The 19,465-nt window shown below is 62.3% G+C and carries 19 protein-coding genes and 2 pseudogenes; 7 read left to right on the forward strand and 14 right to left on the reverse strand.

Annotated features, from left to right (window positions below; translation table 11 throughout):
• Window positions 1–63 precede the first annotated feature (63 nt).
• Window positions 64–1,836, forward strand: coding sequence for a serine aminopeptidase domain-containing protein (locus CLV41_RS03840; protein ID WP_170107105.1), 1,773 nt, complete (start codon window positions 64–66; stop codon window positions 1,834–1,836).
• Between the two features lie 50 nt (window positions 1,837–1,886).
• Here CLV41_RS03840 and CLV41_RS03845 read toward each other — a convergent pair whose 3' ends face one another.
• Both CLV41_RS03845 and CLV41_RS03850 read right to left on the reverse strand, forming a co-directional pair.
• Window positions 1,887–2,642, reverse strand: a complete 756-nt coding sequence (locus CLV41_RS03845) for a cobalt-precorrin-6A reductase (protein ID WP_103220912.1) — start codon at window positions 2,640–2,642, stop codon at window positions 1,887–1,889.
• Window positions 2,626–3,726, reverse strand: a complete 1,101-nt coding sequence (locus CLV41_RS03850; RefSeq protein ID WP_103220913.1) for a cobalt-precorrin-5B (C(1))-methyltransferase — start codon at window positions 3,724–3,726, stop codon at window positions 2,626–2,628. Before CLV41_RS03850 ends, CLV41_RS03845 begins: the two co-directional genes overlap by 17 nt.
• A 110-nt stretch (window positions 3,727–3,836) precedes the next feature.
• Here CLV41_RS03850 and cobA point away from each other — a divergent pair, with 110 nt between their 5' ends.
• Window positions 3,837–4,703, forward strand: coding sequence for a uroporphyrinogen-III C-methyltransferase (gene cobA, locus CLV41_RS03855; protein WP_103220914.1), 867 nt, complete (start codon window positions 3,837–3,839; stop codon window positions 4,701–4,703).
• Window positions 4,693–6,033: a cobyrinate a,c-diamide synthase gene (locus CLV41_RS03860; RefSeq protein WP_103220915.1), complete on the forward strand. Its 1,341-nt coding sequence runs from the start codon at window positions 4,693–4,695 to the stop codon at window positions 6,031–6,033. The genes cobA and CLV41_RS03860 overlap by 11 nt, the downstream gene beginning before the upstream one ends.
• Here the strand turns inward: CLV41_RS03860 and CLV41_RS03865 are convergent.
• From CLV41_RS03865 to CLV41_RS28050, 11 genes and pseudogenes are all read right to left on the reverse strand, one after another.
• Window positions 6,030–6,659, reverse strand: coding sequence for a class I SAM-dependent DNA methyltransferase (locus tag CLV41_RS03865; RefSeq protein WP_103220916.1), 630 nt, complete (start codon window positions 6,657–6,659; stop codon window positions 6,030–6,032). The genes CLV41_RS03860 and CLV41_RS03865 overlap by 4 nt on opposite strands.
• 146 nt (window positions 6,660–6,805) lie before the next feature.
• On the reverse strand, window positions 6,806–7,579 hold the full coding sequence (cobM, locus tag CLV41_RS03870; protein ID WP_103220917.1) for a precorrin-4 C(11)-methyltransferase: 774 nt from the start codon (window positions 7,577–7,579) through the stop codon (window positions 6,806–6,808).
• Window positions 7,576–9,462 (reverse strand): precorrin-3B C(17)-methyltransferase, encoded by a 1,887-nt coding sequence (cobJ, locus tag CLV41_RS03875; protein ID WP_103220918.1) that lies wholly within the window; start codon window positions 9,460–9,462, stop codon window positions 7,576–7,578. The genes cobM and cobJ overlap by 4 nt, the downstream gene beginning before the upstream one ends.
• Window positions 9,432–10,157 (reverse strand): precorrin-2 C(20)-methyltransferase, encoded by a 726-nt coding sequence (gene cobI / locus CLV41_RS03880; RefSeq protein WP_208987256.1) that lies wholly within the window; start codon window positions 10,155–10,157, stop codon window positions 9,432–9,434. The genes cobJ and cobI overlap by 31 nt, the downstream gene beginning before the upstream one ends.
• Window positions 10,154–11,353: a precorrin-6y C5,15-methyltransferase (decarboxylating) subunit CbiE gene (cbiE, locus tag CLV41_RS03885; RefSeq protein WP_103220920.1), complete on the reverse strand. Its 1,200-nt coding sequence runs from the start codon at window positions 11,351–11,353 to the stop codon at window positions 10,154–10,156. The genes cobI and cbiE overlap by 4 nt, the downstream gene beginning before the upstream one ends.
• On the reverse strand, window positions 11,350–11,610 hold the full coding sequence (locus CLV41_RS03890) for a hypothetical protein (protein WP_103220921.1): 261 nt from the start codon (window positions 11,608–11,610) through the stop codon (window positions 11,350–11,352). Before CLV41_RS03890 ends, cbiE begins: the two co-directional genes overlap by 4 nt.
• Window position 11,611: 1 nt before the next feature.
• On the reverse strand, window positions 11,612–12,280 hold the full coding sequence (locus tag CLV41_RS03895) for a precorrin-8X methylmutase (protein ID WP_103220922.1): 669 nt from the start codon (window positions 12,278–12,280) through the stop codon (window positions 11,612–11,614).
• Window positions 12,277–13,389: a sirohydrochlorin chelatase gene (locus CLV41_RS03900; RefSeq protein WP_103220923.1), complete on the reverse strand. Its 1,113-nt coding sequence runs from the start codon at window positions 13,387–13,389 to the stop codon at window positions 12,277–12,279. The genes CLV41_RS03895 and CLV41_RS03900 overlap by 4 nt, the downstream gene beginning before the upstream one ends.
• Window positions 13,389–13,628: a DUF6732 family protein gene (locus CLV41_RS03905; protein ID WP_103220924.1), complete on the reverse strand. Its 240-nt coding sequence runs from the start codon at window positions 13,626–13,628 to the stop codon at window positions 13,389–13,391. The genes CLV41_RS03900 and CLV41_RS03905 overlap by 1 nt, the downstream gene beginning before the upstream one ends.
• Window positions 13,629–13,895: 267 nt before the next feature.
• Window positions 13,896–14,771 (reverse strand): annotated as a pseudogene (locus CLV41_RS03910) (PP2C family protein-serine/threonine phosphatase); the annotation flags it as partial.
• A 72-nt stretch (window positions 14,772–14,843) separates the two neighbouring features.
• A pseudogene (locus tag CLV41_RS28050) lies at window positions 14,844–15,458 on the reverse strand (Tll0287-like domain-containing protein); the annotation flags it as partial.
• Between the two features lie 250 nt (window positions 15,459–15,708).
• On the opposite strand from CLV41_RS28050, the gene CLV41_RS03915 reads away from it, so the two are divergent.
• Window positions 15,709–16,227, forward strand: coding sequence for a glycine cleavage system protein R (locus CLV41_RS03915; protein WP_103220925.1), 519 nt, complete (start codon window positions 15,709–15,711; stop codon window positions 16,225–16,227).
• A 56-nt stretch (window positions 16,228–16,283) separates the two neighbouring features.
• Here CLV41_RS03915 and CLV41_RS03920 read toward each other — a convergent pair whose 3' ends face one another.
• The gene (locus CLV41_RS03920; protein WP_103220926.1) at window positions 16,284–17,576 is read right to left on the reverse strand and encodes an Hsp70 family protein; all 1,293 of its coding nucleotides are present in this window, start codon (window positions 17,574–17,576) and stop codon (window positions 16,284–16,286) included.
• Window positions 17,577–17,716: 140 nt separating this feature from the next.
• Here CLV41_RS03920 and CLV41_RS03925 point away from each other — a divergent pair, with 140 nt between their 5' ends.
• From CLV41_RS03925 to CLV41_RS03935, 3 genes are all read left to right on the forward strand, one after another.
• Complete coding sequence (locus CLV41_RS03925; protein WP_146048492.1) at window positions 17,717–17,896, forward strand: hypothetical protein; 180 nt, start codon at window positions 17,717–17,719, stop codon at window positions 17,894–17,896.
• A gap of 84 nt (window positions 17,897–17,980) precedes the next feature.
• The gene (locus tag CLV41_RS03930; RefSeq protein ID WP_103220928.1) at window positions 17,981–18,778 is read left to right on the forward strand and encodes an ABC transporter permease; all 798 of its coding nucleotides are present in this window, start codon (window positions 17,981–17,983) and stop codon (window positions 18,776–18,778) included.
• Window positions 18,775–19,434, forward strand: coding sequence for an ABC transporter ATP-binding protein (locus CLV41_RS03935; protein ID WP_103220929.1), 660 nt, complete (start codon window positions 18,775–18,777; stop codon window positions 19,432–19,434). Before CLV41_RS03930 ends, CLV41_RS03935 begins: the two co-directional genes overlap by 4 nt.
• Window positions 19,435–19,465: the final 31 nt, after the last annotated feature.

The raw sequence follows: 19,465 nt of genomic DNA on the forward strand, positions 1-19,465 counted from the left end.
CTAAGAATGACCTGAACAGGGCGAGCGATGCACATGCAAGGCACCGGTCAGGAGGATGGGAAAGTGGAGGCGGCCGTTGAAGGGCACGACTTGCGCGAAGGTGTCGGACTTTCGGCGTCCCAACCGGTTGTCTATGAAGGCCTGACCGGTTGCTTCACAGCCGCCTGCGGGGCGGGCGATCCGCGGGGCATGGCCGTGCTGTTTCTCAGTCCCTGGGGTCTTGAGGAGTTACTCACCCGAAAATTCTACCGGTACCTGGCTGAACGGTTCGCGGCAAATGGCATCGCCAGCCTGAGGTTTGATTTTCCCGGGACGGCGAATGCGCTCGATGAGCCGGCCGGGTGCGGCCTCGCCTCCTGGCGGGACGCAATCGAAAGCTCTGCTGACGAACTGCGGGCACTTTGCGGGGTTTCGCGGATCGTTGTCCTCGGCCAGGGACTGGGAGCCGGACTGGCTTACGAATTCGCGGCCGGGTCCAGGGATACTGCCGCGCTGGCCCTGCTTGCTCCGGTCTTCAAGGGACGAGGGTATTTGAGGGAGTTGAAGCTCTGGTCGAAATTTGTCGATGACGGCCTCGGTCTGCGGCCCGAAGACCGGGACAGCGAACCGGGCACGATTGCCGGGATCGGCATGCCGGAGAAACTGGCCTCCGACCTCAAGGGCTTCAATGCCACCGAGCGGGATTTTCGTCCTCAAATACCGGTGCTGCTGGCTCCCCGGCCGGAGCTGGAGATCGACCCTGCGGTAACGGAAAAACTCAAGTCTTCGGGCTGTGCTCTCCAAAACGCGGTTTACCGGGACTACAACGTCCTGCTGACCGACGCCTCACCGCCGGTACTGCCCGTTGCGTTCGCAGATGCTCTTGTCGAATGGCTGAAATCCCTGCCTGAATGGCATACACAAGCCGCAAAGCCTTCCAGAGCGCCGGATGTTGTCCCGCTTGTGTGCGGGTCTTTCAGGGAAACGCCGCTTCGGTTTGGCGAAAACAACAGACTTGCCGGAATCCTTTGCGAGCCGGTCGATCGCTTCATCGGCGTAACGGTGGTGATCCTCTCGACCTCCTATGACTATCAGATTGGCTGGGGCCGGATGAATGTTCAGTTGGCGCGCAGGCTGGCTGAAGCGGGTGTCGCGACCCTTCGCTTTGACAGCGCCGGCATCGGTGACAGCCCGCCGGTTCCCGGGCGCAAGGCACAGGTGCTCTATGACGACAGCCAGATTGAAGATGCCGAATTGGCCTACGAAGCGCTCAAGTCACTTGGCCTTGCTGAAAAGGTTATGGTCGTCGGCAGGTGCAGCGGAGCCTATACCGCTTTCCAGGCAGCCCTCAGGGGCCCGCACTGGAAAGGCTGCATTTCAATCAACCCATACGCCTTCCATTGGCGTTTCATCGGCCTGCCCCATCCCCTGAAAGAATATTGGACCAAATTTACGGAGCCCGGGCTGGTGGCGAGGATCCGCGACGGCCGGATCGACCTGAAGGCGGCCGCGGTGAATATCCTCGTCCGTCTGATCGACCGGGCGGCGCAGTATTGTGGTGGAATTTTTCCCGGGTTACCGAAAATCACCCGTCGGAACCGCAAGGTTCATCAGGCCTTCCGCAAGCTCGCCGATATGGGAACCCGGCTGACCATCGTCTATTCCGAGGGTGACGAGGCGATGGACACATTCCTGATCAATTTCGGCAGCAACGCGGAAGGACTTGCGACTTTCCCGAACACCAGGTTGCACTTCATTCCGAACGCCGATCACAACCTGACGCCATCGCCCGCCCGGGAAAAACTGTTCGGGATTGTTGAAGAGGAAGCTCTGGCCCTGGCCGGGACGGAAAGCTGATCGGTTTTTTGCTGTCAGCGCATCCCGCGTTCGGCCGAACGCCGGTGCCTCTAAATTGCTGTTTTCTGTTGGATCGCCTTGAGAAGGTCCGCAATCCCGCCGAAGGTCCGGGCTTCCGGCAGGTCCGGACGCCGGACCATGACGACCGGCAGCCCGAGATGTCTGGCCGCCTTGATCTTGGCGCTGGAGCGTTTGCCGCCGCTGTTCTTGGTGACGACATGCGTGATCCGCCGGTCCCTGAAGAGCGCGATTTCCTCTTCCGCCGTCTGCGGCGGGCGGGACAGGATCAGCTCCCAGTGATCCGGCAGCACCGCCTCGGGCGGTTCGATCATGCGGGCAACGGCATGGATATCCGTTCGCCGCGTGAAACAGTCGATGTCCTTCCGGCCGATCGCCAGAAATGCACGGGCACCGGACGGCAGGGCCGCGGCAGCTTCTTCCATGGAACCGGCATCCACCCAGTTGTCTCCCTCGACCGGGGCCCAGGCCGGGCGCTCCAGCCGGAGCAGGGGAATCCCGGTGGCCGCTGCCGCCGCTACCGCGTTGCGGCTCATCTGCGCTGCAAACGGATGGGTGGCATCGACAACGACCGAAACCGCTTCCACGACCAGATAGGCGGTCAGGCCTTCGGTTCCGCCAAAGCCGCCGACACGGACCGGCACGCCGGGATCGGGCAGGTCGCTCACCACGCCCGCATAGGAAGCGGTGATCCGTACCTTCGGGAAAGCTTTTGCAAGCTCTCCGGCAAGCAGACGTGCCTCCTGCGTGCCCGAAAGCAGAAGGATATGATCAGGCTTCGCTGTCAAAACCGCATTCTCCAAGCACCTTGCCTTCCCGGTCCGTGATCAGAATCTCCACCGCGACCGGTGCGTCCTTGAGGATCTGCCGGACGGCGTGTTTCGTGCGCCGGGCCAGTGCCGTGCTAAGGCCGATCCCCGCTTCAAGCGAATGGTCGAGCACTTCCTTCGCCGTATTGGCGGAACCCGCCGCTGAAATCATCGCTGCCGGCGCATCGCATTCCCTCAGCAGCTCCTGAAGAAACGTGAAGTCGACGGAACTGCGGGCCGAATGAAGATCCAGTGCTCCCTGGGCCAGCTTGGAAAACTTGGCGAAACCGCCGGCTAGGGTCAGTTTGTCGATCGGGTGATGGCGCAGGTATTTCAGAAGCCCGCCGGCGAAATCTCCCATGTCCAGATAGGCAGGGTCCCGCAGTTTGTAGCGGGCGCGGATCGCGTCTTCCGAGGAAGCCCCCGTCGCTCCGGCAACATGGGTCAGGCCGATGGCCCGGGCGACATCGACGCCGCGATGGATCGAGGCGATCCAGGACGCGCAGGAAAACGGCCGCACGATGCCTGTGGTCCCCAGCACGGAAAGACCGCCGGCAATCCCGAGGCGCGGGTTCATTGTCTTCAAGGCAAGTGCCGCGCCTCCCTCGATGGAGATCTCGATTTCGACATCGCCGGAGGCGTCATGGGCGACCGCGACCTCGCCTATCGCTGTCCGCATCATCCGGCGCGGCACCGGATTGATCGCGGGCTCGCCCGGGGGGATAGGCAGTCCGGGAAGCGTGACGGTGCCCACGCCTTCTCCCGCCGAAAAGCGCACGCCATCGCCCTTGCCAAGCAGGCGGACGGTCGAGGTGATCAGGGCGCCATGGGTTACATCGGGGTCGTCGCCGGCGTCCTTGGTGATGGTGGCAGAGGCTTCTCCCACCGAATGGCTGTGCCGGGTCAGTACGAAAGCCGCGGTTCCACCCTTCGGCAGGGTGATTTCCACGGGATCGGGAAACGCGCCTGTCACAAGCCCGGTGTAGGCGGCCTTCGCCGCCGCTGTTGCGCAGGCGCCCGTCGTCCACCCGCGCCGAAGCTCTTTTGGCTCAACAATCGACATGATCCCTCTATAGCGAATGTCGCGCGGCTTTGCGCTGAAATGTCGTTTTCGGCGTGTTCCGCATCGCGGAATCGCTTGGCGCTTGCCGCTTCGCCGGGTAAACAGGACCCATGAACGGCAATGAAACCGACTTCACTGTGCCCGCCGGCCTGCCGGAATTCGAGCCCGGCTGGGTGTGGCTTGCTGGCGCAGGCCCGGGAGATCCGGGCCTGTTGACCCTGCATGCCCTGAACGGTCTGCGGCAGGCGGACGTGATCGTCTATGACGCGCTTGTCGACCAAAGCATTCTCGCCTGGGCGAAACCCGGCGCGGTGACCGACTATGCCGGCAAGCGTGGCGGCAAGCCGAGCCCTCAGCAGCGCGACATCACCCTGAAGCTGATCGACCATGCCCGCGCGGGCAAGCGGGTTCTGCGTCTCAAGGGCGGCGATCCGTTCGTGTTCGGCCGGGGCGGCGAAGAAGCGCTGGGCCTGGTCGCGGCAGGCGTGCCGTTTCGGGTCATCCCCGGGATCACCGCCGGCATTGGCGGCCTTGCCTATGCGGGCATTCCGGCAACCCACCGGGACTGCAACCAGGCGGTCACCTTTCTCACCGGCCATGACCAGACCGGTCTGACGCCGGACGCGGTCAATTGGGACGGCATTGCAAAGGGGTCGCCGGTGATCGTCATGTACATGGCGATGAAGCATCTGGAAGCCATAGCCGGCAAACTGATTGCCGGTGGACGGTCTGTGGATGAGCCTGTGGGCATCGTGTGCAATGCGTCTCTCGCCGGCCAACGGGTTCTGGAGACGACCCTTGGCCGCTGTTTCGAAGACGCTGCCGCCGCAAAGCTCGAGCCACCGGCAATCGTCTGTGTCGGCGAAGTCGTCCGCCTGCGCAGTGGGCTCGACTGGCTCGGCGCGCTCTCCGGAAAGGTGCTGGTCTCTGATCCGCTCGGGCTTCGGGCAGACCGGCAGACGGCTGATGCCGGATAACCGGAACTTCAACGAAGCAAAGGGATTGCTGATTGCCGCGCCTTGCTCGGGAGCCGGCAAGACGACGCTGACGCTTGCGCTGCTCCGGGCGCTGAAAAATGCGGGCCGGTCCGTCGCCTCCGCCAAGTCCGGCCCGGACTACATCGATCCGAAATTTCACGAGGCGGCCAACGGCGCTCCCTGCGTCAATGTCGATGCCTGGGCAATGACGGGGGGAACGCTGCACGCGCTCGCCGGCCGTCAGGCGCGCGGATGTGATCTTCTGCTTGTCGAGGGGGCCATGGGCCTGTTCGACGGTGCCGCCAATGGCACCGGCTCGGCGGCGGATCTCGCGGTGGCACTGGGTTTGCCCGTGGTGCTGGTCGTCGATTGCGCCAGACAGGCGCAATCCGTCGCGGCTCTGGTCCACGGCTTCGCCAGTTTCAGAAAAGACGTGAAGCTCGCCGGTGTGATCCTCAACCGGGTCGGCAGTGCGCGGCACGAAAAGATGCTGCGCTCCGCCCTCGAGCCACTGGGTACGTCAGTTCTGGGATCGCTGCCGCGCTCGAATGACCTGATCCTGCCGGAACGCCATCTCGGTCTGGTCCAGGCGGGCGAACATCCGGATCTGGAGGTCTTTCTGGATCGCGCGGCCGAACTCTGCGCGCGGCATGTCGATCTCGCGCGGCTGGCGGAGATTGCGGGCGGGCTGACGCCGGCGAAGGGCGAGGGCCTGTGTCTTCCCGCGCCGCCGGGACAGAAAATCGCCGTCGCCCGCGACGTGGCGTTCGCCTTTGCCTATCCGCATCTTCTGGAGTTCTGGCGCCGTGAAGGCGCTGGACTTTCCTTCTTCTCCCCGCTAGCCGACGAAGCTCCGGCCCCGGACGCCGACGCAATTTATCTGCCCGGAGGCTATCCCGAACTTCATGCCGGCCGTCTTTCCGCAGCCGGGCGTTTCAGGGCCGGAATGAAGGGCGCGGCGGACGCCGGAAAGCTGATCTACGGCGAGTGCGGTGGCTACATGACCCTTGGTGCCGGCCTCGTCGATGCGGACGGCGCCCGCCACGAAATGCTCGGTCTGCTGTCGCTTGAAACGTCCTTCAAGACCCGCAAACGCCATCTCGGCTACCGCAGGCTCGAAGCGCTGGGCGGATTGCCCTGGAACGGCGCATTGACGGCGCATGAATTCCACTATGCGTCCATCGTGTCCGAAGGGGCGGCGGACCGGCTCTTTCGCGCCAAGGACGCGGAAGGGACCGGACTTGCGGAGATGGGTCTGCGCCGGGGAAACGTCATGGGGTCGTTTGCGCATGTGATCGCGGCTGCCGCGGATCAGGTGCAATCCGGTTAGACGACCTCCAGCACCACAAGCTGGCAGAAGATGTCTTCCTTGGTGTGATACGGGCTGTGGGTGATCTCCACCGTCTTCGTTCGGCCTTGCGTTTCCAGTTGGCCGACCTTGCCCTTGAATCCGTCGGCCTCCCAGGCGCTGTCACGTACGGTCAGAACGACCGGAGCGCCGGGCTTGGCGATACGGATGAGTTCATCGATCCCTTCGGGACCGACATGGCCGTTGGTGAAGACGCCGGCGCTGACCACCCCGTCATAAATATTATCGTCGATGTCACGGAGGGGCCCTTCCATATCCGCCTCATTCAGTAGGCGGTAAGCGCCCTTCTGGCGTGCGGCCACCAGCATGGCGGGCGTCAGGTCGATCCCGTCGACGGTAAGGCCGGGCTTTCTCTTGATGAGCTCGATCCCCACCAGACCGGTACCGCAACCGGCGTCCAGGATCAGCGCCGTATCGGACACCCGCTTGCAGAGGGCTTCTGCAGCAATTTCCGCGCCGACATAGCCGATGGAAAGCAGCATGTCGCTGTCGTAGCTGTCCGACCAGTTCTTGTAGAAGTCCCGGATGGCATCGGGATCGCCTCCAAGAGAAACTGCCTGTTTCAGCAGCGGATTTTCAACGCTCATGCCTGCCTCGTTCTGGTGATGGTCAGGTCAGGATAGGCGTATCCGGTGCTGCGATGCAAATTCGCTCACGTTGGCGAGGGAATGCCCGCTCACGCCTGCCGAGACACCTGTCGGTGAGATAGGCCCTTGTTCCTGGCGGCGCGGAATCAGCCCTTCGCCTTCTTCTTCGGCCTGAGCACATGCACGTGATCGGCGTCGTAAAGCGCGCTGTCGCGGAAGTCCTTGCCCGGCTTGAGGGCATGGCCGACAAAGATCAGCGCCGTGCGGGTGATCTTCGAGGCGCGGACCTTGCCGGCGATGGTCGATAGCGTGCCGTGGATGAAGGCCTGGTCCGGCCAGCCGACGCGGTAGGCGACGATCACCGGGCAATCCGGACCGTAATGAGGCACGAGCTGGCGCTCGACCTCGCGCAGGTTGCGGATCGACAGGTGAATGGCGAGGGTCGCACCGCTTTTGCCGAGCGTGTCCAGATCCTCGTTGTTGGGCATGGCCGAGGACTGCATGGCGGTGCGGGTGACGATGATCGTCTGCGCGACTTCCGGAATGGTCAGCTCGGTCTTGAGCGCCGCGGCGGCGGCGGCAAAGGCCGGCACGCCGGGCGTGACGTCATAGCCGATCCCGAGCGCATCCAGACGGCGCATCTGTTCCGCCGTGGCGCCGTAGATGGAGGGATCGCCGGAATGGACCCGGGCGACATCCTGCCCTTTTGCGTGGGCGGTTTCGATCTCGCCAATGATCTCGTCCAGCGTCATCGGTGCGGTATCGATGACGCGCGCGCCGTCCGGGGCCGCGGCGACGATCTGTTCCGGCACCAGCGAGCCGGCATAAAGGCAGACGGGGCAGGACTGGATGAGCCGCAGGCCCCGTACGGTGATGAGGTCCGGATCGCCCGGTCCCGCGCCGATGAAATGAACGGTCATTGAGTGTCTTTCGGGGTCTGCGGATCGCTCTGATCCGTGGATTGAGGCTTGACGTCCCGCTGCGCTTTCGGCGCGTCGATGCGTTTGGCATAGCCGCGCGGCGTATAGACGAAAGGCTTGCCGTCGCCTTTCATCACTCTCCTTGTGTTCGACGAGCCGACGAGAACCGTGGTCAGCATGTCGACGTCATCGACACTGAGCGCTTCCAGGGTGGTCACGCGCAGGGTCTCTTCCGGCCGCCCGAGATTGACGCCGAGAACGACGGGCGTGGCGGCCGAGCGGTGTTGCAGCAGTATCTCGCGCGCTTCCGCCAACTGGGTCCTGCGGCGTCTGGACACCGGATTGTAGAAGGCGATGACGAAATCGCCTTCGGCGGCTGCCTTCAGCCGCTTCTCGATCACTTCCCAGGGGGTCAGCAGGTCGGACAGGGATATGGCGCAGAAATCGTGGCCGAGCGGCGCGCCGATGCGGGCCGAACAGGCCTGAAGGGCGGAGATCCCGGGCGCATTGGTGATGCTAACACGCTTTGCCGCGTCCGAAACCCCGCCGAACGCCTCCTCGCGGTGAAGCAACTCGTAGACCAGCGTGCCCATCGCATAGATGCCGGCATCCCCGGAGGAGATCAGCGCGACAGTCTTGCCCTTGCCCGCCTCTTCGAGGGCGAAGCGCACCCGGTCTTCTTCCGCGCCGAGCGGGAAGTTATGGAGGGTTTTGCCGGAGATATGGCGTTCGACGAGGTCCAGATAAAGCGAATAGCCGACGACGTCGGTCGCCTGCGTAAGCAGTGTGGTTGCTTCGGGTGTCCGCCAGTCGTCCTTGCCCGGTCCGATGCCGATGACCGAAAGGTGCCCGCGCGCACGGCCGACATTTTCCGCGTCAATGAACTTGGGTGAGCGGGCGATGGCGCATGTGGCGTTGTCGGTCTTCTGCTTTTCGACGGTGAGCGTTCCGAAGGCGCCGGAAGCCGCAAGGGCTGCCCCTTCCGACACGCCATGGCAGCCGACTTCCGCGAAAACCACGTTGGACGGGTTTTTCAGCCGCGGCGTCTCGCGCTGCAATTCGACCGCGGAAAAGACCCGCAGCGGCACATCGAGATGCTCCGCAAGCGCGGTGACAGCGGCTTCGTCGGCTTTCAGGTCGATGGAGGCGACGCAGGCGACGGCACCTTTCGCGATATTCGCCGAGGCAAGGTTCTGCTCGACCAGGCCGATCAGCTCTTCAGGGCCGCACCCGCGGGCGCAGCCGACGCCAATGGCATATTTCAGCGGGTTGTAGACGAGCCGCGTCGGACTGCCGTCCAGGGGATGTTCCGTCACGGCCAGGGTGATGGCAGCATCCTCTGCCTGCGGCAACCTTGCCTCGTTCAGCCAGTCGGCCTTGCCCTCGATACGTACGGACGCGCCGGAAAGCAGTTCCGCCATCACCGGTTTGGCGTCGTCCGGGTTCGCGAGACGCCAGCCTTTCGGCGGCGCATCGAGGGCGATCCCGAGCTTGGTGTCGCCGGCGGTGGTGATCGCCGCATGGCCGCCAAGTGCCTTGGCCAGCAGACGCGCCAGTTCGTTGGCGCCTCGATGACCGCCGAGCAGCGGCACGATGCTCGAGCCGTCCTCGGAGACGGCGATCACCGGCGGCTCGTTGCGTTTGTCGGCCAGGATCGGCGCGAGGGCGCGGATCAGGATGCCGCTGGCGCAGAACCCGACGATCGGATGACCCGCCTTGAACAGCAGCTGCAGATGCTCCAACGTTTCATTGAACTGGGTGTCCGCCGTCGGCACGCGGCCGGCAAGGCCGTGAATGCGCGCGGTTGAAAACCGGCCCGCGATGTCCTGGGCGGTGTCGAGGCCGGCCTGGTTCAGGACGAATAGGATGGGGGAAGCGTCCACGCTTCTTCTCCCTTGTATATGAGGATCATGGAAAAATAGGGGGCGGTTTCCGCATCGAGGTCAATGAGGCGGTGCACCTTTTGCTCAGGTAAACTGGCGCGCTCCACATAACCGGCCTTGTCGATCAGACCCATCTCGGCAAGCAGCGCCTTGAGACGGGCGAGATGGCGGCCGACCTTCATGATGGCGACCGCCTGGGCCTGATCGATCTTCTGGCGGATCTGCGTATCGGGCAGAGGGCCGGGAATAACCGTCATGACATCGTTTCGAGAGGTCAACGGCCGGCGGAGCTGCGCCGCGCAGGCGGTCAGCGACGTGACGCCGGGCACGATTTCAATGGGGAACCGGTCAGAAAGGCGCTCGAACAGATACATGAAGGACCCGTAGAAAAACGGATCGCCCTCGCAGAGGGTGACCACATCCTGCCCGGTTTCCAGAACCGCCGCGATCTCTTTCGCGGCGCCGTCATAAATCTCCCGCGCCGGAAACCTGTCGGTGCGCATCGGCACGACGATGGGGATCTCGCGCACGCCGGAGGGCAGGGCGCTGGCGGCAATCGAGCGGGCGAAGCTTTCACCGCTGTCGGGCGCCGGATAGGCGACCACATTGGCGGTGGATATCAGCCGGTGGGCTTTCAGGGTCATCAGCTCCGGATCGCCGGGGCCGAGACCGATGCCGTAAAGGGTTCCGCTCATGCTTTGGTGAGGCTCCATTGGGTGACCGGCATCGACGGGCGCCAGCCGGTCAGCCCGCCGACGGCGCTTGCCCGGTGAACGGAAAGCTTTTTCAGACTGCCGCCAAGGCTATGGTAGGCCGACATGAGGATCGCCTCGCTTTCCAGCGTGACGGCGTTGGCCACAAGCCGCCCGCCGGGTTCAAGCCCATTGAGGGCCGTCTCGACGATCCCGGAGGAAGTCAGCCCGCCGCCGATGAAGATCGCATCGGGCCGCGGCAGACCTTCCAGTCCCTCCGGCGCCTGAGCTTCCTTCAGCTCAAGCTGCGGCACGCCGAGAGCAACCGCGTTTTCAGCCGCCATCTGGCGGCGCTCCGCGTGGGGCTCCAGTCCGATGGCCCTTGTCCGGTCCGCCGCGCGCAGCCACTCGATGGCAACGGAGCCGCAGCCGGCGCCGATATCCCACAGGAGAGCGCCTGGAAACGGTTTCAGTTCTGCCAGCGTCACGGCGCGAATGTCCTGTTTGGTCATCTTGCCGTCATGGCGGAAAGCTTCATCGGGCAGGCCGGGTGTTCGGGCGCGAAGGCGCAGGCCAGGATCGGCAACGGCTTCAAGCGCCAGCGTATGGAAATCGGCAACTTCTCCGGCCCAGTCTTCCGCCGTCGCCGTGACGATCCGTTCCTTTTCTCCGCCGAGATGCTCCAGAACCGTCATCCGTGTCCGGCCGTATCCCTCATCCGCAAGCAGATCCGCCACCTGGCGCGGTGTATCCGCGTTGCTGGTGAGCGCCAGAATGCGCGCGCGCGGAAAAAGCGCGGCGCGCAAAAGATCGACGGAGCGGCCGTGCACGGACAGGCACTCGGTGTCCTGCAAGGCCCAGCCGAGGCGGGATGCCGCGAGCTGGAAAGCGGAAAGGGACGGCAGCACCGTCATCTCTTCCGCACTGAAGTGTTTGAGGAGCGAAGCGCCGATCCCGTACCACATCGGATCTCCGGTCGCGAGCACGGCAACCTTGCTGTTCGAGCAGGTTTTCAGATCCTCAAAGACAGATGAGAACGGGCTCGGCCACGGTCTCTTTTCAGCCTTCAGGGGGCCGGCCAGCTCAAGATGCCGGGCGCCGCCATAGACGATATCGGCCGAAGACAGGGCATCCGCGCCGCCCGGCGCGGGCATGCCGTCCTCGGCTATGCCGATCAGCGTGAGCCAGGGGAAACTCATTTGTCCTCCAGCGTGTAGGGCTTGACCGGCGCTTTGACCGGTAGCGTTCGGGGCTTGCCGTCCGAAGTGACGGAAACCGGGCGCGAGCCCCGGGAGCGGTGATGTTCCCGCTGGTCTTCGCTTTCACCCCGACCACTCGGGGCAGCCTTTACCTGACTGCCGGGCTGCGACAGGAAGCCGAGCGAGCGCAGGGGCTTGTTGCCTGCGCGCGATTTCAGTCCCTGTTTCCGCCCCAATTTCCGATTGTCTTCCGCCATCTCACTTTTCCTCCGGCAGACCGGCGGCAAGCGCATTGACAGCGGCAGCGGCCATGGCGGACCCGCCCCGGCGGCCCCTGACGGCCAGAAAGGGAATACCGAACGGGTTGGCGATCAGCGCGTCCTTGGATTCCGCCGCACCGACAAACCCGACGGGAAACCCGAGAATGAACGCCGGTTTCGGACCGCCCGCAGCAATCAATTCAAGAAGATGGAACAGCGCGGTCGGCGCGTTTCCGATTGCCACCACGGCCCCTTCGAGCCGGCTTCGCCACAATTCCACCGCCGCGGCGGAGCGGGTCGTGCCCAGCTTCGCCGCGAGACCGGGAACCGCGTCGTCGTTCAAGGTGCACCGGACATCGGTGCCTTCCGGCAGGCGGGAGCCGATGATGCCATGCGCCACCATTTCCACATCGCAGAAAACCGCTGCCCCCTTTGCGAAGGCATCGAGAGCGGCGGCGGTCACGCCATCGGACCAGGCAAGATCCCGCGGCAGATCCGTCATGCCGCAGGCATGGATCAGGCGGATCGCAACCGGATGCAGGTCTTGCGGAAGATGCGAAAGATCGGCTTCCGCCCGCACAGTCGAAAAGGACTGCCGGTAGATCGCCGAGGGGTCCTTTTCATAGGCGTAGGGCGGGCACGGGTCGCTGCTCACGGTTTTCCTCATCCCTCCCGGTTCAGCGATTTAGGCCCATGCGGATGGTCCGCATGCGGATAGGGATGGTGGTGATGGCCATGATCGTGATCATGCGCATGGTCGTGATCATGTGTGTGGCCATGCCCGTGCTCATGCGTGTGCCCGTGATCGTGCGGGTGATCATGATGGTGATGACCGGCGGCCTGTACCTGCTTCTCGCAGGCACCTGTGCAGATTTCCTCGCAAAGCCGGCATTCGGCTTCCGCGCCGAGCCCTTCCACATGATGGTGGTGGCTTTCCTGCGCGAGACCCACTTCCGCCTCGAACCCGAGCACCTGTTCGCGGTACTTGCACAACTGGCAGTTCATCAGGTTGGCGCCCTGCAGGATTTCCCGCACCCGGTCGGCCATGGTGTCGATCACCTGGGGATGATCGTTCAGGTAACCGGCTTTCAGAAACTCGATATCGGGATGTCCGGCGGCGATCTCGTCCGTCGTGCCGTAAATCCGTTGCACCAGGACGCCGGTGAAGAGGAAATAGGGAAACACGATGACGCGCTTGTAGCCGAGCTTCGCCGCATGCTCCAGGCCGGGGCCGACCAGCGGGAAGGTCACGCCCGAATAACAGGTCTCCGCCCAGCCGAAGCCGAAGCCTTCCCACAGCATGCGCGTGATCTTGGCGACATTGGAATTGGCGTCCGGATCGGACGCGCCGCGCCCGACCACCATCAGCAGTGTGTCATGCAGCGGGACGTCGCTGTCGGCCGCATCGATCGCTTCCTGGATGCGGGCGGCGGCGGCCTTCACCATGCGCGTGTCGACGGCAAGTTCCCGGCCATAGGAGATCGTCATCTCCGGATGCTTGGCCTGGTAGGTGTTGAGCACGGAGGGAATGTCGTTCTTGGCGTGACCGGCGGCAAACAGCATGCCCGGCACGGCAAGAACGCGCGTGCATCCCGCTTCCCGCAGCCTGTTCAGGCCGTCATGGATGACCGGATTGGCGAATTCCAGATAGCCGTATTCCACCGGCCAGTCCGGGAAACGGGCCTTGAGGCCCTTCGCAAGCTGTGCGAATTGCTTGACGGCGCCCTTGTTGCGGCTGCCGTGACCGCAGATCATCAGCCCGAGTTTGTCACCCATCAGGCCGTGTCTCCGGCGGTCTCTTCCTCGGCCGCATCGGCTTCCGGGGCGTCTTCGGCCTGCTTCTTCTTGCGGCCCTGGAGCGCGACGATGCCGGCGACAAGAGCCGCACCGGCAAGCGCCGCGGCGCCGATCCAGTGGGAATGGCCCGCCAGTTCGCCCAGATGTCCGCCATGAGCGAAGGCGGACGTGGGAATGAGTATGGCGGCTAGGCCGGCAAGGATGGTCCGGTGGAACATGAGTCTCCCCCATTTGGCAGGTGCCGGGACGGCGGTTGCTGGTGCCGGCGGTAAGGGAGATGAAAGCAAACACGTGCGAAAAGCCGGCCGGAAACCAGGCTTTCGCAAATGCCCTGGACAGCTCCGGCCTTGGTCCCCTGAATGGGTCAACCGCATCCGGAATCGCTTTCAGTCCCTTGCAAGGACGCCGTCAGATCGCGGCACCTTAGGGGAGGCGTTCGGGCGGATCAAGCGTGAATGCGACATCGGTTGACGGGATTGGACTGTCTATTTGTGGCGGATCACCAGGAGGGTGATGTCGTCATGCACTGTCTGGGTGGAGATATGGGCCTTGAGGTCGCCGAGTACGCCTTCAAGGACCCTGGACGCTTTGGGCGCATGATGCTTGCGGACGCTGTCCACCAGCCGGTCCAGTCCGTAGAGTTGGCCGTCCGGGCTTTCGGCTTCGGTCACGCCGTCCGTATAGAGGATGATCATGTCGCCGGGACCGAAGGGCAGTTCCCTGGTTTTGATGAAGGGTTCGATATCCTCGTCAAGGCCGATCGGAAAGCCGAGATCGACCGTATCGACGATTTCGCAATGGCCGTTTTCCTTCAGGATGATCAGTTCTTCGTGCTGGCCGGACAGGGTGACCTTGTTTGCCTCGAAATCCAGAAAGGACAGGGTCAGGTGCTTGTCGGTTTTCGTGCGCTTGATGTTGCGGCAGACCGCGGTGTTGAGCGCGACGAGGAATTGCCTTGGATCGGACGGCCCGCGCTCCTGGAGCGCGACGGCGATGGATTGCACCATGAGCATCAGCACGCCGCTTTCCAGGCCGTGCCCGGTAACGTCGCCGATACCGATCTTGACCCGGTCATCGAGCTGCAGGACATCGTAGTAATCGCCGCCGACTTCATCGGCCGGCTCCATGAAGGCGGCGATTTCCAGTTCATGAATGCCGCCGAGTTCGTCCTTGGTCGGCAGGACCATCATCTGGATCCGGCGGGCGACCTCGATCTCCGCCCCCAGGCGCAGGTTTTCCGAGGTGAGCTGCTCGTTCAGCTTGGCGATTTCCGTGTTCGCCTGTCCCAGGTTGATGTTCATCTTGTGGAAGCGGGTGGCCTGATGCCATTGCAGGCCGGTCACGGCCGCGCCGACCGCGCCCGCGCCGGCAAAATAAAGCAGCAGGAACTTGAAGGACCACAGGTTCGCGGCAATCGGCTGGCTGATGGTGATGGCCTGAATGCCGCGCACATCGCCGAGCGTCCAGTCCGTCTTGGGACTTTGCGGATGGCTGTTGTGGCAGGAAACGCAGGCTTCCCCCATCATGACGGGGGAGGCGATCTGGATCTTCCGGTCGAAAAACGAACCCGCGTATCCGATGACGACGTCTTCCGGATCCCGGCTCTTGCGGAAATCGGCGAGCGCGGTCTGTTCAAACGTACTGAGATCGTGGGACTGGCGTTCCTTGAAGGGCAGGTCCGAGACGAAGCGGTATTTCAGGTTGCCGGCATTGCCGCCGATCACCTCGCCCAGTTCGATGGACAGCGTTGCCGGGATCGGAATGCCGCCGGGCGTGTCGTGATATTCGTGCGTCGGCGTCACCGTGCCGGGATTGCTCAGAACGCGCGCCACGACATTTCGCGCGTAGTAGGTTCTGATCTTGCTGATCGCATGGTCCAGGTCCACGGCCTGTGATTGCAGCGAAGCGTCCGATATGGCGCGCAGGTCCAGCCAGACGGCAACCGGAAGCAGCGCCAGTCCGGCGACGACCAGAAGCAGGAACACCGCGGGGCGCTCAATCAGCGTGAGCCAGAACCTGTCTACACGGCGGCGTTTGATCTGCTGCATCGGCGAACCTGAATTTTTCAACGGGACTTGATAGGTAGAAGTAACATGAATAGCGGCAGGACCTAAAGGAGCGCTGGTTGGTGTCGGGAATATGACGCCTGCCAACTCAAGGCGCGGGACTGGCGGCAAAAGTCAGACTTGTTTTGAACGCGTTGAATTTGTCTGGTTCAACTTGTGTTCATATGAAATCATATGGAAGCGAAAAAGTTGACTCAATAAGGTCACAGCTCAGGAAACACCAAGAGGCGGCATGCAGACACATCTTGTTTTCACGGTCATAGCCCGGGACCGGCCGGGTCTTGTGGAGCGCGTGGCCGACATCATCGCAGGCATGGGCGGAAACTGGATCGAAAGCTCCATGGCCCGCCTTGGCGGCGAATTCGCCGGCATTGTGCGCATCGGCATCGCCGGCGAGAGTTCGGATGAACTGGTTGCCAAACTGCGGGCGCTGTCAGCCGACGGCATCGACATCACGCTCCGTTCCGACCAGACCGGCGCGGATGTACCCCAGGGTGCGTTCGCCCATCTCGACCTGGTGTCCCAGGATCATCCGGGCATCCTGCGCGATATTACCCGCGTCCTGAGCGAACAGGGCGTCAGCATCGAGCATCTGGAAACCGAAGTCGCGATCGGCTCCATGCAGGGCGAGGCCCTGTTCAAGGCCTCCGCCGATCTGCGTCTGCCCGCGGGGCTGGAGCCGGCGGACCTGAGCGAAGCGCTGCAGGAGACCGCCGCGGACCTGATGGCCGATGTCAAACTGATCGACTGAGATCCGGCGCCGGAAACGGCGACAGTCAAGCCATCGGGCCAGGAAAGTGAGTTTGATTAAGCCGCGACCGCCCAGTCGGTGGCGTCTTCGCGCGCGCCGATCAGCGCCAGGCCGTTGGCGACGGACGTCAGCTCGTTGCCCCCGGAGGTTTTCTCCGCACCGAAGCGGTTGGCGAATTGCCGGCGGACCGCCGGGACGAAGGAAGTGCCGCCGGTCATGAACACCCGGTCGATATCCGTTTCCCGCAATCCGGCCCTTTTCAGGGCAACGTCCAGTGCATTGTCCATCTTTTGAAGGTCCGGCGCGATCCAGCTCTCGAAGTCCCGACGCGTGACACTCGCCCTGAAATCCTTGCCAAGCGGCGCGAAGACGAGTTCCGTCTCGTCTTCAAAGGACAGCGCCGCCTTCGTCTCGGAGACGGACTTGTAGAGCGGATAACCCTGGTCTTCCTCGACAAGGTCGACGAAGAGTTCGATTTTCTCCGGTGCAAGGCACCAGCGCAGCAGCTTTTTCATTTCCCGGAAATCGTCGGACGTCTTGAAGATCGACAGAAGGTGCCAGCGGGCGAAATTGGAAAACAGGTTCGGCGGGATTTCCAGCACCTTGCCCATGCTCTTGTACATGGATCCCTTGCCCAGCCTCGGCAGGACCACATTGTCGATGATGCGGTAGTCGAACGTGTCGCCGGCAATGCCTATGCCGCCGCGGCCGAGCGGCGTGGCCGACAGATGACCGGCATGGGTATGAAAGCGCATCAGGGAATAGTCGGTCGTGCCGCCGCCGAGATCGGCGACCAGGATCGTGGTGTCTTTGTCCAGCGATTGCGCATAGGAGAAGGCCGCCCCGACGGGTTCCATCACGAAGAGGATGTCCTCAAAACCGAGTTTGCGGAACGCCGAGCGGTAGCGCGCCATGGCAAGCGCCTCGTTCGGATTATATCCGGCAAATTCCACCGGCCGCCCGACGACCAGCCGCACCGAAGACGGCTCGACGGCTGTGCCGGCCCGCTCGAAAGCACACCTCAGGAAGGTCGCCATCAGGTCTTCGAACTCGAATCTGCTGCCATAGATGCCGGTGCCCTTGAACGCTGCACTGGCCGCGAAGGTTTTCAGCGACTGAATGAAACGCACATCGCCGTAACTTTCCAGGAACTGCCGGATCGCCCATGGCCCCACCTCCGGATGCGGCCGTTTCGCCGGCCCCATGTCCAGAAAGCTCAGCACCGTCGGCAACGACGCAAACGCCTCCTCCCCGTCCCGAAACCCCATGGCCCGCGTCCCCGCCACCCCGTCCGCCGAGACCGCAACGGTGTTCGAGGTTCCAAAATCAAGGCCGATGGTGCGGGTCATGGCAGCTATCCTCTGTAAAAAAACAGGTCGCCGGACATCGCCCGTGAAGGGACGGGCCCGGCAGAGAAAAAGTCTCGGTCTACGGAATGGCCGTGCGGGATACGCGGGATTGGGGGCAAAGGCAAGGGGAGAGGGCAATCATGGCGTACAAACGTGGGTTTTGTCAGCCGGATGACGGCGAGTTTTTTGCCTCCAGCAAAAGAAATGATCCCCGGATGAGCGATTATGCCCACGCAGGCCAAAGTTTGCCCGATGTTGTCTTTGAAGCCGCTTCTGTGCTAGTTCAGCCGCAGGCTTGGCAGGATATCGAACGAACCTGATATCTGGCGCGGCACTCATTATATTCACCGTCTGTTTTGAAAAGCGGGTCACCGTGGATTACATCGCAAGAACCTGATCCAGCCATGGCGCAAATATATTCCGACCCGTTGCACAAGAGCCTGAAGCGGCAATTCGCCATCGTCTTCGCGCTCGTTGTTCGAGAAATGACCACCCGCTACGGCAACAAGTTCGGCGGTTATCTGTGGGCCATTCTGGATCCAGTGCTTACTATCTTTATTCTGACGGCAGTCTTTTCTACAATCGCAAGGGTTCCACCTCTTGGAAGAAGTTTCACGCTATTCTTCACGACAGGTTATGCGTTGTTCTACATGTACAGATCGACTTCCGAGCAGGTTGGTTCTGCAGTAGAGGCAAATAGAGCGCTTTTGAACTATCCAGTTGTACGGCCTTACGACGCGATTATTGGGCGAGTTCTGCTGCAAGTGGCGACACTCTTTGTGGTGAACTTGCTTCTGTTCGGAGGGCTTTATTTTGTAGTGCCGTTTGAAAAGATGGATATCGGCCCTATTCTGCTAGCCTCACTGATCGCAATCGTGCTGGGGGCAGGCGTCGGCGCCGCCAATATCGTCTGGTTTCACCTGAGCAGCACCTATCAGCAAGTCTGGGGAATCATCAATCGGCCTGCCTTCATGGTGTCGGGGGTGTTTTTTCTGCCCGAATCTGTCCCGCACCCCTTCCAGAATTATCTGCTCTGGAATCCACTCGTTCATATCGTCGGGTTGTTTCGCACCGGTTTCTATCCGACTTACCGTGCGGAGTATATCAACATGCCCTACATCGTTGGCCTTGCCATCTTTTCGATCGTTTTTGGTTTTTTTCTAGTGTGGCTTTATGACGCCCAGCTGCGGGAACCGAAATGATCCGGCTCGACCATATGACGAAGATTTTTCGGCTCAAGGGCGAAACGCGCTACATAGCCAAGGACGTTTCCTTCACAGTTCCCAGAGGAGACAGCATCGGCCTTCTCGGCCGCAATGGCGCGGGTAAGTCCACGCTGCTGAGATTGATAGCCGGAACGATAAAACCGACCTCGGGAAAGATCATCCGTCTCGCCAATGTGTCCTTTCCTCTCGGCTTCCAGGGCAGCTTCAACGGATCTCTGACCGGTGAGCAGAATGTGCGCTTCGTCGCACGGATCTATGGTCACGACACCGAGGAGCTGGTGGATTATGTTCAGGATTTTGCTGAGCTTGGGAGATCCTATTACATGCCGGTGAAGAGCTATTCGTCGGGAATGAAGGCGCGGCTTGCATTTGGCGTTAGTATGGGCATCGATTTTGATTATTACCTGGTTGATGAGATTACCGCAGTCGGTGACTCGAATTTCAAGAAAAAATGCAAACGCGTTTTTGAAGAAAAACTCCAGAATTCCGACATCATCATGGTGTCCCATTCCAATAGTGCATTGAAGGACTACTGCACGACGGGAATTGTGTTAGAAGATGGTTCGTTAACGTATTTCGCCAACATTGATGATGCCATCAAGATGCATGATGAGAATATGGCGCGCCGCTAGATCGGTCACCTTCGTTCCAAGGTTTGAACAA

The sequence above is a fragment of the Roseibium marinum genome (assembly GCF_002906165.1).
GTDB classification, from domain to species: domain Bacteria; phylum Pseudomonadota; class Alphaproteobacteria; order Rhizobiales; family Stappiaceae; genus Roseibium; species Roseibium marinum.